This window comes from Mitsuaria sp. GD03876 (assembly GCF_029840635.1).
In the GTDB taxonomy this organism is placed as follows: Bacteria; Pseudomonadota; Gammaproteobacteria; order Burkholderiales; family Burkholderiaceae_C; genus Roseateles.
The window spans coordinates 1-13,068 of the sequence record NZ_JAOCCU010000012.1 but is presented as its reverse complement, the minus strand read 5'-3'; the positions used below and the strand labels follow the sequence as shown (position 1 = coordinate 13,068).

Below are 13,068 nucleotides of genomic sequence, written 5' to 3'. Positions count from 1 at the left end.
TCCTGAATGTCCCGATGGCGGCGATGCTAGGCCCATCGCGGCTAGCATGCCGGCATGCTGATCAAGACCCTCGGCCGCGTCGACTACGCGGCCACGCTGGACGCGATGCGCGCGTTCACCGACGGCCGCGGCCCCGACACCCCCGATGAACTCTGGCTCTGCGAGTTCGACCCCGTCTACACGCAAGGCCTGGCCGGCCAGGCCGAACACGTGCTCGACGCGCAAGGCATCCCCGTCGTGCAGACCAACCGCGGTGGGCAGGTGACCTACCACGGGCCCGGACAGGTCGTCGCCTATCCGCTGGTCGACCTCAAGCGGCTGGGGATCTTCGTCAAGGAGTACGTCTTCCGGCTCGAGACCGCCGTGATCCAGACCCTGGACGGCCTCGGCGTCACCGGCCACCGGGTCGCCGGCGCGCCCGGCATCTACGTGCGGCTGGACGACCCCGGCGCCCACGCGGCGCTGACCGGCCCGGCCGATCCGGCGGACCCGTTCCGCGGCCTGGGCAAGGTCGCGGCGCTGGGCATCAAGGTGAGCCGCCACTGCACGTACCACGGCGTGGCGCTCAATGTCGCGATGGACCTGAAGCCCTTCCTGGGCATCCATCCGTGTGGCTACGCAGGGCTTCGGACGGTGGACCTCGGTACACTCGGGGTTTTCACGGACTGGGCCACGGTGGCCCAGCGGTTCGGAGAGCGGCTCGCCGCCCAGCTCCAACCCTGAGGCCCGGACACGGCAACCGAGAGAACGCCTGATGGCAACCGAGAACGTCACCCACGAAGCCAAGAGCGCGTCCGACTACGACGCGACCGCCAAGCAGAAGGCGCAAGCCAAGACGGCGCGGATCCCGATCAAGATCATCCCGGCGGAACAGCTGAAGAAGCCGGACTGGATCCGCGTGAAGGCCGGCAGCCCGTCGACCCGCTTCTACGAGATCAAGCAGATCCTGCGCGAGCACAAGCTGCACACGGTCTGCGAGGAAGCGTCCTGCCCCAACATCGGCGAGTGCTTCGGCAAGGGCACGGCGACCTTCATGATCATGGGCGACAAGTGCACGCGGCGCTGCCCGTTCTGCGACGTCGGCCACGGCCGGCCGGATCCGCTGGACGTCGACGAGCCGCTGAACCTGGCCAAGACGATCGCGGCGCTGAAGCTGAACTACGTGGTGATCACCAGCGTCGACCGCGACGACCTGCGCGACGGCGGCGCCGGCCACTTCGCCGAATGCATCCGCAAGGTGCGCGAGCTGAGCCCGCGCACGCAGATCGAGGTGCTGGTGCCCGACTTCCGCGGCCGCATGGACCGCGCGCTGGACATCCTGAAGGCCGCGCCGCCGGACGTGATGAACCACAACCTGGAGACCGCGCCGCGCCTGTACAAGGAAGCGCGCCCGGGCTCGGACTACCAGTTCAGCCTGAACCTGCTCAAGCGCTTCAAGGAAGCGGTGCCGGGCGTGCCGACCAAGAGCGGCATCATGGTCGGCCTGGGCGAGACCGACGAGGAGATCCTCCAGGTCATGCGCGACATGCGCGAGCACAACATCGACATGCTGACGATCGGCCAGTACCTGGCGCCGTCGGGCCACCACCTGCCGGTGCGCCGCTACGTGCACCCGGACACCTTCAAGATGTTCGAGGAAGAGGCCTACAAGATGGGCTTCACCCACGCGGCGGTCGGCGCGATGGTGCGCTCCAGCTACCACGCGGACCAGCAGGCGCATGCCGCGCTGGAGAAGGCCGAAGCCGAGAAGGCCTCGGCGGCCTGATCCCCCGGCACGCGACGACACGGACGGCTCCTTCGGGAGCCGTTTTGCATGGCGCGCCCACATCGCCGCCATGACTTTCGAGGACACCGCGCCGGCACCCTACAAACGGCGCCGTCGCCCACGGCCCACCCACACGGCCCACCCAGGAACAGCCCCCATGCCTTCGCATTCCCACGCCCTCGCGCGCGTCCTGGCCGGCGTCGCGCTGGCGCTTCCCGTCCTGATGCCCGTTGCCGAGGCGGCGAGCGCTGAGGGCGCGGTGGGCGACATGAAGGCCGCCATGCCGACCAAACGCGCGAAACCTGCCCAGCCCTCCAAGGTCGAGGCCCGCCCGGCGTTCAAGGGCGTCATGACGCTGGAGGTCGACGTCACCGACACGCGGCGCCGGATCGCCACGGTCCGGCAGCGCATCCCGGTGCAGCGCGCCGGCGAGATGACGCTGCTCTATCCGCAATGGGACGCGGCCAGCCACGCGCCGTCCATCTCCGCGCACCGGCTCGCGGGCCTGACGATCCGCGCCGACGACCAGCCGTTGGCCTGGCGGCGCGATCCGGCGCGGGTGCACGCTTTCCACGTCACCGTGCCCCGCGGCGCGCGCGAACTGGTGGTGGACTTCCAATACCTCGCGCCGCTGTTCCGCGATCCCTCGGCCACGGTGATGGACGGGTTCGTCGGCCTGGCCTGGAACCGGGTGGTGATGTATCCCTCGGGATGGAAGGCCAGCGAGCTGCCGGTGCAAGCCTCGCTGAAGCTGCCCGCGGGACTGAAACCCGCCACGGCGCTCGCGGGCACGCGCGACGGCGAGACCCTGCGCTTCGCGCCGGTGACGCTGGACCGGCTGATCGACTCGCCGGTGCAAGCGGCGCGCCACCTGGCGACGCGCGAGATCGTCGATGGCGCCGTGCCGCTGCGCGCGCACTGGCTGGCCGTGGACGCCAAGTCCGTCGAGGGCGCGGAGGCCTTCGACGCCCCGTTGCGCGCCGTGTGGCGCGAGACCCGGGCCGTCTTCGGCGCGCCGCCGTTCGCGCGCTACGACTTCCTGATGGCGCTGGACGATCGCCTGCCGGGACCGGGCGGGATCGAGCATGCGGATTCGAGCGAGGTCGTGCTGCCGCCCGACCTGTTCGCCAACGTGGCGGGCTCGGCGCCCTTCATCGACGTGATCCCGCATGAACTGATCCATGCCTGGAATGGCGCGTGGCGCGTTCCGGCCGACATGGTCGCGCCGACGCCCAACGATCCGACGGCGGGCACGCTGCTGTGGGTCTACGAGGGCCAGACCGAGTTCTGGTCCCGCGTGATTGGCGCGCGCTCGGGGCTGCGCAGCGTGGCGCAGACGCTCGAGGCGATCGCGCTGGACGCCGCCATCGTCCAATCGCGGCCGGGGCGCCGCTGGAAGTCGCTGGCCGACAGCGCCAACGATCCGCTGATCCAGAACGGCCCGGTGTCCTGGCGGGACTGGCAGCGCCGCGAGGACTACTACATCGAGGGCGTGCTCTTCTGGCTCGACATCGACGGCCGGTTGCGCGATTGCAGCCGGGGCGCGAAGGGCCTGGACGATGTCGCGGTCGCGTTCTTCAGCGCGGCCGACCGCAAGCCCGGCGAGCGCCAGCGGCCCTACGCGCACGCGGACGTCGTGGCGGCGCTGCAGCGCGCGTGCCCCTCGGACTGGGCGTCGACGCTGAAGGCAAAGCTGGACTCGCACGAGGATGCCGGCGTGCTGGATGGCCTGACCCGCCACGGCTGGCGCCTCGCTTTCCGCGACACCCCGACGGACTACTTCCGCTTGAACGAGGAGAGCGACGGCGTCATCGAGCTGAGCTGGTCGATCGGCCTGTCGGTCACGCCGAAGGGCGTCGTGAAGTCGATGACCTGGGATGGCCCGGCCTTCCGCGCCGGCATCGTGCCTGGCGCGCGGCTGAAGTCGGTGAACGGCGCGGCCTTCGGCCCGGACCTGCTGCGTCGCGCCGTCGCCGACGGCGCGCGCCACGGCGGCCTGACATTGGAGATCGTGGTCGACGGCCGCGAAGAGACCGTCGAGGTCGACGCCTCCCGAGGCCTGCGTTATCCGGTCCTCGAGCGGATCGAGGGCACTCCGGATTCGCTGTCTACGCTGCTGGCGCCGCGCGACCGCTAGCGCCGCGGCCGCGCGACGGGGCCGAATCGTCGGACCAGACCGAGGCCCTCACGCGGCCGGGATCTGCAATCGTTCGAAGAAGGCGCGATTGCGCTTCTTCGCGTCGTTGAGCACCTTGTCGTACGAGACGATCTCGATGTAGCAGCCCTGGCTCTGGTGGTACTTGAAGTAGCCCTCGTTGTCCGGCGTCCTCACGAAGTCGTGGTCCTCGGCGATCGCGCGCATCCGCGGCGTGAGACTGCACAGGATGTAGGCATAGAAGGGGATCGCGCCGACGTTGATGGTCCGTCGGTCCCGGTCCTTGGCCTGGCCCTCCTTGATCTTGCGGACGTAGCGCAGCACTTGCTCGACGGGGTTTTCCTCCTTCGGCGGGTACTCGTTGCGCTCGGGCCGCTTGAACTCCACGATGACGACGGATTGATAGGGGCTCTTCGTGTCGGCGAACGCGCGCGGCGTGTTGAACACCACCAGGTCCGGCTGGTCCCTGTCGACCACGTCAACCGCGCGGAGACGGCTCATCGGCATGTCCGACGCCAGGTGCGTGTGATACGCCAGACGCTCGTCGACGACCCAGAGATCGCCTCCGGCGAACATGCGACCCAAGAGACTCTCGAACTGAGACATGCCAGCCTCTTGGGAGGTCAGCGCAATCTTCAGTCTCGCAAGCTCTGCGCGTCGGCGCAGTTGGACCGCGATGGAAAGACGACGCTCGCAATCCGCTGGGGTTTCGCGAGGCTCGTCCACCACATCCGCGTTGACTTCCATGCCTGCTCCTTTCGCGGCGCAGCCGCGACCGTCATCCGAGGCGCGGTGCCGCGCCCAATGAGAGGCATGCTAGGAGCGTCCAATTCCGACCAAACTCAAGGGTCAGGCACGTTGTGGCGTTCCGAAGACAGGAGGTTGACGCTCGCGAACCCGCGGGCGCACCGTCAAGCCGGCGTCCACCGCCCCGCCACGTTCTTCAGCAACAGGTTGATCGCCGCCAGCTGCCGGTTGCGCACCGACAGCAGCGAGGCCTCCGCGTTGAACGCGCTGTTCTGCGCGGTGGTCACGTCCAGGAAGGACACCGTCCCCGCCTTGTACTGGTCGGTCACCAGCTGCAGGTTGCGCTGCGCCGATTCCAGCGCCTCCTGCTGCAGCCGCGCTTCCTCGCGCAGGTGATCGGCCAGGATCAGGTTGTCCTCGACCTCCTGCAGCGCCGTCAGCACCGTCTGCCGGTAGGTCGACGTCGCCACCTCCGCGCTGGTGCGGGCCTGCGCGCTCGCCAGCTTGCGCTGCCCGCCGTCGAAGATCGCCGCCGCCAGCGACGGGCCGACCGACCAGAACAGGTTGGGCGCCGACAGCAGGTTGCTCAGCGTGTTGTTGCGATAACCGCCGCTCGCCGACAAGGTCAGCGACGGGAAGTACGCCGCGTCCGCCACGCCGATCTGCGCGTACGCCACCGCCACGCGCCGCTGCGCCGCGGCGATGTCCGGCCGGCGCTCCAGCAGCTGCGACGGCAACATCGCCGGCACCTCGGGCGCCTGGGGCAGCGCCGCGCTCTTCGACACCGCCAGCGCCGACGGCGGCAGGCCCAGCAGCACCGCGATCGCGTGCTCCAGCTGGCCCCGCGTCGAGCGCGTCTCCAGCAACTGCGCCTGCGCCGTGCGCAGCTGCGTCTGCGCCTGCAGCACGTCGCCGCGCGCCGCCACGCCGCTGTCGTAACGCGCCTGCGTCAGCGACAGGAAACGCTCGTAGGCCTTCACGCTGCGGTCGTACAGCGCCTCCTGCGCCTCCGCGGTGCGCAGCGAGAAATAGGTCTGCGCCAAGGTCGCCTGCGCGCTCAGCCGCGCCGCGGCGAGGTCGTCCGCGCTCGCCTGCAGCGACGCGTTCGCGCCTTCGCTTGCCAGCCGCAGCCGACCCCACAGGTCCAGTTCCCAGCTCGCGTTCAGCGAGGCCTGCACGCTGTTGGTCGGACCGCGGTTGATCGAGCCGTTGGTGACGTTGCCGTCCGGGCTCGCGCTGCGCGTGCCGGAGAACCCCGCCGACAGCGTCGGGAAGAAGGCCGAGCGGCTCGCCTCCAGCGCCGCGCGCGCCCCGGTCACCTGCGCCACCGCCGCCTTCAGGTTCTCGTTGCCGATCACCAGCCGGTGCTGCAGGTCGTCCAGCACCGGATCGCCGAACAGCGTCCACCACTGCTCGGGCACCGGCTCGGCGGCGGCGGGCCGCGCCTGCTTCCACAAGCCGTCTTCCTTGAACTGGGCCGGGGCCTGGACCGGCGCCGGCGGATCCACGCGCGTCACCGCGCAGCCGCCCAGCAGCATCGTCAGCGCGAACAGCATCGCGCCGGCGGCCGTGCGCGTCGGCGGCGAGGGGCGCGGCGAAGGGCGGCCGCGCGACGCAGACGCGCGCGTGGAGGAACGGGAGAAGGTCGTGCTCATCGGGGTCGGCATGTTTCAGCCCTGCAGGGTCGGAGCCGCGGGCGGCTCGGGAGTCATCGGAGGCGTGCCGGCGCCGGGTCCGGTGCCGCGGCGGTCATCGGGGCCGACGGACTGGCTGGCGCGCCGGCGCTCGCGGCGCCGCATCACGCGCTGGCGCAGCCGCTCCATCGTCACGAAGACGACCGGCGTCGTGTACAGCGTCAGCAGCTGGCTCAGGATCAGGCCGCCGACGATCGCGATGCCCAGCGGCTTGCGCAGCTCGGCGCCGTCGCCGCTGCCCAGCGCCAGCGGCACCGCGCCGAAGATCGCCGCGAAGGTCGTCATCAGGATCGGCCGCAGCCGCAGCTTCGCGGCGCGGAAGATCGCCGCGCCCGCCGTCAGGTGCGCCGTCGTGCGCTGCCGCGCGATCGCGAAGTCGATCATCATGATCGCGTTCTTCTTCACGATGCCGATCAGCAGGATCACGCCGATCAACGCGATGATCGAGAACTCGGTGTTGAACATCATCAGCGCCAGCAGCGCGCCCACGCCCGCCGACGGCAGCGTCGACAGGATCGTCACCGGGTGCACCAGGCTCTCGTAGAGCATGCCCAGCACCAGGTAGATCGCCACGATCGCCGCGCCGATCAGGATCGGCTGCGACTTCAGCGCGTCCTGGAACGCGTTGGCCGTGCCGGCGAAGGTGCCGCGCAGCGACACCGGCACGCCCAGCTCCGCCATCGCGTTGTTGATCGCGTCGGTCGCCTGCGACAGCGACACGCCCTCGGGCAGGTTGAAGCTGATCGTCGAGGCCGGCGTGCCGCTCTGGTGGCTCACCGATAGCGGCGTGTTGGTCGTCTCGAAGCGGCTGAACGCCGACAGCGGCACCTGCGCGCCCGAGCTGCTGATCACATACAGCTTGCGCAGCGTCTCCGGCCCTTGCAGGTACTGCGGCGCCAGCTCCATGACCACGCGGTACTGGTTCAGCGGGTTGTAGATCACGCCCACCTGGCGCTGGCCGAAGGCGTTGTTCAGCGTCGTGTCGATCGTGCTCACCGTCACGCCCAGCCGCGCCGCCGCGTCGCGGTCGATCACCAGCGAGGTCTGCACGCCCTTGTCCTGCTGGTCGGTGTTGACGTCGGTCAGCTCCGGCAGGTTGGACAGCGCGTTGCGCACCCGCGGCTCCCAGTCGCGCAGCACCGTCAGGTCGTCCGCCTGCAGCGTGAACTGGTACTGCGCGTTGGCCTGCCGGCCGCCGATGCGGATGTCCTGCACCGGCACCATGAACAGGTTGGCGCCGGGCTCGTGCGACATCTTGTCGCGCAGCCGCGCCACCACCTGGTCGGCCGACACGCCGCGCTCCTTCAGCGGCTTGAGCGTGATGTAGAAGTTGGCCGAGTTGCGCGAGCCCCCGCCGGTGTTGCCGTTGACGTTCTGCACCGCCGGGTCCGACAGCAGGATCTCCATGAAGCGGTCGACCCGCTTGCGCATCATCTCGAAGGAGCTGCCCTGGTCCGCCTGCACGCCGCCGATCAGCACGCCGGTGTCCTGCTGCGGGAAGAAGGTCTTGGGGATCGCGCCGTACAGGTGCACGTTCAGCGCGATCACCGCCACCAGCGACAGCAGCGCCACCGGCTGGTGCCGCAGCGTCCACATCAGCGAGCGCCGGTAGCCGCGCGCCAGCGCCCGGTTGAAACGCCCCGCCAGCCGCGCGAAGGCGCCCTTGCGCTTCGCGGCCGTCCCGGGCATGTGTTCCTTGCGCGGCTTCAGCACGCGCGAGGCCATCATCGGCGTCGTCGTCAGCGACACGATCATCGACACCAGGATCGCCGACGAGAGCACGACCGCGAACTCGCGGAACAGCCGCCCGACGACGCCGCCCATCAGCAGGATCGGGATGAACACCGCGATCAGCGACAGGCTGATCGAGATCACCGTGAAGCCGATCTCGCGCGCGCCGCGCAGCGCGGCCTCGACCGGCTTCATGCCCTGCTCGATGTAGCGGGTGATGTTCTCGAGCACCACGATCGCGTCGTCGACGACGAAGCCGGTGGCCACCGTCAGCGCCATCGCCGACAGGTTGTCCAGGCTGTAGCCGCACAGGTACATCACGCCGAAGGTGCCCGCCAGCGACACCGGCACCGCCACCGCCGGCAGCAGCGTCGCGCGCCAGCTGCGCAGGAACAGCAGCACCACCAGGATCACCAGGCCCACCGCGATCGCCATCGCGCGCTGCACCTCGTCCAGCGAGGCGCGGATCGTCGGCGTGCGGTCGCTGATGACCTTGAGCTCGATGGCCGGCGGGATCGACGCCTGCAGCCGCGGCAGCAGCTCGCGCACCCGCGCCACCGTCTCGATGATGTTGGCGCCGGGCTCCTTCTGGATGAACAGCAGGATCGCCGGCTGGCCGTTGGAGGCGCCGTAGTTGCGCACGTCCTGCACCGAGTCGACGACGTCGGCCACGTCGCGCAGCCGCAGCGCCGCGCCGTCGCGGTAGGACAGCACCACCGGCGCGTACTCGGACGCGGTGCGGGCCTGGTCGTTCGCGCCGATCTGCCAGTAGCGCCCGGCTTCCTCGACCGCGCCCTTGGGCCGGTTGGCGTTGGTGTTGGAGATCGCCTGCCGGACCTGGTCCAGCGAGATGCCGTTGGCCGCGAGCTTGTCCGGATTGAGCTCGACCCGCACCGCCGGCAGCGCGCCGCCGCCGACGTTGACCTGGCCGACGCCGGCGACCTGCGCCAGCCGCTGCGCCAGCACCGTCGACGCCGTGTCGTACATCTGCCCGCGCGTCAGCGTCTGCGAGGTCAGCGCCAGGATCATGATCGGCGCGTCGGCCGGGTTGACCTTGCGGTAGGTCGGATTGCTCGGCATGCCGGTGGGCAGCAGCGTGCGCGCCGCGTTGATCGCGGCCTGCACGTCGCGCGCGGCGCCGTCGATGTCGCGGCTCAGGTCGAACTGCAGCGTCACGTTGCTCGAGCCCAGCGACGAGCGCGAGGTGATCTCCGTCACGCCGGCGATGCTGCCCAGCGCGCGCTCCAGCGGCGTGGCCACGGTCGCGGCCATCGTGTCCGGGCTCGCGCCCGGCAGCGACGCCGACACCGAGATCGTCGGGAAGTCCACCTGCGGCAGCGGCGCGATCGGCAGGAAGTGATACCCCAGCATCCCCGCCAGCGCGATGCCGATCGTGATCAGCGTCGTCGCGACCGGCCTGGCGATGAACGGCGCTGAAATATTCATCGCAGGTCTCCGCCAGGACCCGCGGGGCCGACCGGTCCGACCGGCGCGATGGGGCCTGCCGGATCGGCGATCTGCGGTGCGTCGGGACCGCGACGCTCGTCGGCGGCGCGCGTCTCGCGTTTGACGCCGCGGCGTTCGCGCCAGCGCTGCGCCATGCGCGCGAAGCCCAGGTAGATCACCGGCGTCGTGAACAGCGTCAGCAGCTGGCTCACGATCAGGCCGCCGACCATCGTCACGCCCAGCGGATGCCGCAGTTCATGGCCGACGCCGGTGCCCAGCATCAGCGGCAGCGCGCCCAGCAGCGCCGCCATCGTCGTCATCAGGATCGGCCGGAAGCGCAGCAGCGAGGCCTGGTGGATCGCCGCGCGCGGATCGAGCCCCTGCTCGCGTTCGGCCTCGAGCGCGAAGTCGATCATCATGATCGCGTTCTTCTTGACGATGCCGATCAGCAGCACGATGCCGATGATCGCGATGATCCCCAGGTCCAGCCCGCCCAGCAGCAGCGCCAGCAGCGCGCCGACGCCCGCGGACGGCAGCGTCGACAGGATGGTCACCGGGTGGATGTAGCTCTCGTAGAGCACGCCCAGCACGATGTACATCGTGACGACGGCGGCCAGGATCAGGAACAGCGTGCTCGACAGCGAATTGCTGAAGGCCTCGGCCGCGCCCTGGAAGCTGGTCTCGACGCTGATGGGCAGGTCCAGGTTGGCCTGCTCGGCCTTGATCGCCTTCACCGCGTCGCCCAGCGCGACGCCGGGCGGCAGGTTGAACGAGATCGTCGCCGCCGGGAACTGCGCCACGTGGTTGATCGCGAGCGCCGCCGGCCGCTCCACGATCTGCGCGACCGAGCTCAGCGGCACCTGTGCCGTGCTCGTCTGCGGCGTGCCGGCGGCGTTGGTCGCCGTCGTGGTGCCGGGCACGTAGAGGCCCTCGAGCGCGCGCGGGCCGCTGCGGAACTCGGGCGCGGCCTCCAGCACGACGCGGTACTGGCTGGACTGCGTGTAGATCGTCGAGATCAGCCGCTGGCCGAAGGCGTTGTACAGCGCGGTGTCGATCGCCGCGATCGTCACGCCCAGCCGGCCGGCCGCCTCGCGGTCGATCTGCACCCAGGCCTGCAGGCCCTGGTTCTGCAGGTCGCTGGCGACGTCGGCCAGCTGCGGCAGCTGCTTGAGCCGCTCCAGCAACTGGTCGTTGGCCTTCTGCAGGTCGCCCGAGTCCGGCGAGCTCAGCAGGAACTGATACTGCGTCTTGGACACGCGGTCCTCGATCGTCAGGTCCTGCACCGGCTGCATGTAGGCGACGATGCCCGGGACCTGGCGGTTCGCGTCGGCCAGCCGCGCGATGATCTCCGTCGCCGACGCGTGACGCGTCGAGAACGGCTTGAGCGTGATCTGCATGCGGCCGGTGTTCAGCGACGCGTTCGCGCCGTCCACGCCGATGAAGGACGCGATGTGGTCGACGTCCGGGTCCTTCAGGAAGACCTCGGCCAGCTTCTGCTGCCGCGTGCTCATCGCGTCGAACGAGGTGCTCTGCGTCGCCTCGGTGATGACCTGCAGCAGCCCGGTGTCCTGCACCGGGAAGAAGCCCTTGGGTACCACCAGGTAGAGCAGCGCCGTCAGCGCCAGCGTCGCGGCGAAGCCCAGCAGCGTCAGCACCGGCCGGTCCAGCACCCAGTCCAGGCCGCGGCCGTAGGCCTGGATCATGGCCTCGAACTTCTCCCCGAACCACGTGCCCAGGCGCGAGTGCTTCTGCTCGGTCTCCGGCTTGAGCAGCCGCGCGCTCATCATCGGCGTCAGCGTCAGCGAGACGAAGGCCGAGATCAGGATCGCCACCGCCAGCGTGATCGCGAACTCGTGGAACAGCCGGCCGACGACGTCGCCCATGAACAGCAGCGGGATCAGCACCGCGATCAGCGACACCGTCAGCGAGATGATGGTGAAGCCGATCTGGCGCGAGCCCTTGAAGGCCGCCTCCATCGGCGAGTCGCCTTCCTCGACGTAGCGCGCGATGTTCTCGATCATCACGATCGCGTCGTCGACGACGAAGCCGGTCGAGATCGTCAGCGCCATCAGCGTCAGGTTGTTGATCGAGAAGCCGGCCAGGTACATCACGCCGAAGGTGCCCACCAGCGACAGCGGCACCGCGACGCTGGGGATCAGCGTGGCGCTGCCGCTGCGCAGGAACAGGAAGATCACCGCGACCACCAGCGCGATCGCGAGCAGCAGCTCGATCTCGGTGTCGTCGACCGAGGCGCGGATGGTGGTGGTGCGGTCGGCCAGCACCTGCACGTCGACCGAGGCCGGCAGCGTGCCCTGCAGCTTGGGCAGCAGCGCCTTCACGCGGTCGACCGTCTGGATCACGTTGGCGCCGGGCTGGCGCTGCACGTTCAGGATCACGCCGGGCGTCGTGTCGGCCCAGGCCGCCAGGCGCAGGTTCTCGGCGTCGTCGACGATCTGCGCCACGTCGCTGAGCCGCAGCGGGTTGCCGTTCTTCCAGGCGACGATCAGGTTCTGGTACTCGGCGGCGGAGCGCAGCTGGTCGTTGGCGTCGATCGTGGAGGCGCGCTGCGAGCCGTCGAAGCTGCCCTTGGCCTGGTTGACGTTGGCCGCGGCGATGGCGCTGCGCACGTCGTCCAGCGACAGGCCCAGCGCCGCCAGCGCGCGCGGATTGGCCTGGATGCGCACGGCCGGGCGGCGGCCGCCGGCGATGCTCACCAGGCCGACGCCGTCGACCTGCGACAGCTTGGGCGCCAGGCGGTTCTCGACCAGGTCGTGGACCTTGATCACCGGCAGCGACGGCGAGGTCACCGCGATCGTCAGCACCGGCGCGTCGGCCGGGTTGACCTTGCTGTAGACCGGCGGCATCGGCAGGTCGCTGGGCAGCAGGTTGCCGCCGGCGTTGATCGCCGCCTGGACCTCCTGCTCGGCCACGTCCAGCGACAGCCCCAGCGAGAAGCGCAGCGTGATCACCGACGCGCCGCCCGAGCTCGACGAGGTCATCTGGTTCAGCCCGGGCATCTGGCCGAACTGGCGCTCCAGCGGCGCGGTGACGGTGGTGGAGATGACGTCGGGGCTCGCGCCCGGGTAGAGCGTGGTGACCTGGATGGTGGGGTAGTCGACCTCGGGCAGCGCCGACAGCGGCAGCAGCCGGTAGGCCAGCAGGCCGGCCAGCAGGATGGCCAGCATCAGCAGCGAGGTCGCGACCGGCCGCTCGATGAAGGGACGGGACGGGTTCATGGCCATGGCCTGGACCTTCGCGGGTTCAGTTGCCGCCGGCGGACGCGGCCTGGCGCTTGGCGCGCTCGGCGCGGCGTTCGGCGATCCAGGCCTCGCGCTCGGCGGGGCTCATCTTCATGACCTTGTCCTGGACCTCCGGCGGCAGGCGGTCGAGCCAGGCCGGGCGCTCGCCGCCGGACTGCGCGGCGTCGTTGCGGGCGCCGGCGGTCGGCGCGCGTTCGGCGGCGTCGGCCGGATTGCCGGTATCGCCCCGGCCGCCTTGCGGCGCCGACGCGCCCGAGGCCCGGTGGCCGC

General features: G+C 70.3%; 7 protein-coding genes and 1 pseudogene. 3 read left to right on the top strand and 5 right to left on the bottom strand.

What is annotated here, in order from left to right; genetic code table 11:
- Positions 1-54: 54 nt before the first annotated feature.
- The 3 genes from lipB to N5D62_RS09415 all read left to right on the top strand — a co-directional run bounded on the left by lipB (position 55) and on the right by N5D62_RS09415 (position 3,902).
- Positions 55-723 carry a lipoyl(octanoyl) transferase LipB gene (gene lipB / locus N5D62_RS09425; protein ID WP_279757462.1) on the top strand — a complete coding sequence of 223 codons (669 nt, stop codon included), beginning with the start codon at positions 55-57 and terminating at the stop codon, positions 721-723.
- 31 nt (positions 724-754) lie between these two features.
- Positions 755-1,765: a lipoyl synthase gene (gene lipA, locus N5D62_RS09420; RefSeq protein ID WP_279757461.1), complete on the top strand. Its 1,011-nt coding sequence runs from the start codon at positions 755-757 to the stop codon at positions 1,763-1,765.
- Between the two features lie 157 nt (positions 1,766-1,922).
- On the top strand, positions 1,923-3,902 hold the full coding sequence (locus tag N5D62_RS09415) for a peptidase M61 (RefSeq protein WP_279757460.1): 1,980 nt from the start codon (positions 1,923-1,925) through the stop codon (positions 3,900-3,902).
- A 48-nt stretch (positions 3,903-3,950) separates the two neighbouring features.
- Here N5D62_RS09415 and N5D62_RS09410 read toward each other — a convergent pair whose 3' ends face one another.
- From N5D62_RS09410 to N5D62_RS09390, 5 genes and pseudogenes are all read right to left on the bottom strand, one after another.
- Complete coding sequence (locus N5D62_RS09410) at positions 3,951-4,526, bottom strand: hypothetical protein (protein ID WP_279757459.1); 576 nt, start codon at positions 4,524-4,526, stop codon at positions 3,951-3,953.
- A 305-nt stretch (positions 4,527-4,831) separates the two neighbouring features.
- Positions 4,832-6,334, bottom strand: a complete 1,503-nt coding sequence (locus N5D62_RS09405) for an efflux transporter outer membrane subunit (RefSeq protein ID WP_279757458.1) — start codon at positions 6,332-6,334, stop codon at positions 4,832-4,834.
- Positions 6,335-6,337: 3 nt separating this feature from the next.
- A complete protein-coding gene (locus tag N5D62_RS09400) occupies positions 6,338-9,538 on the bottom strand; it encodes a multidrug efflux RND transporter permease subunit (RefSeq protein ID WP_279757457.1) in 3,201 nt (1,066 codons plus the stop codon).
- Positions 9,535-12,774: an MdtB/MuxB family multidrug efflux RND transporter permease subunit gene (locus N5D62_RS09395; protein WP_279757456.1), complete on the bottom strand. Its 3,240-nt coding sequence runs from the start codon at positions 12,772-12,774 to the stop codon at positions 9,535-9,537. The genes N5D62_RS09400 and N5D62_RS09395 overlap by 4 nt, the downstream gene beginning before the upstream one ends.
- Before the next feature lie 25 nt (positions 12,775-12,799).
- Positions 12,800-13,068, bottom strand: a pseudogene (locus tag N5D62_RS09390) (hypothetical protein); the annotation flags it as partial.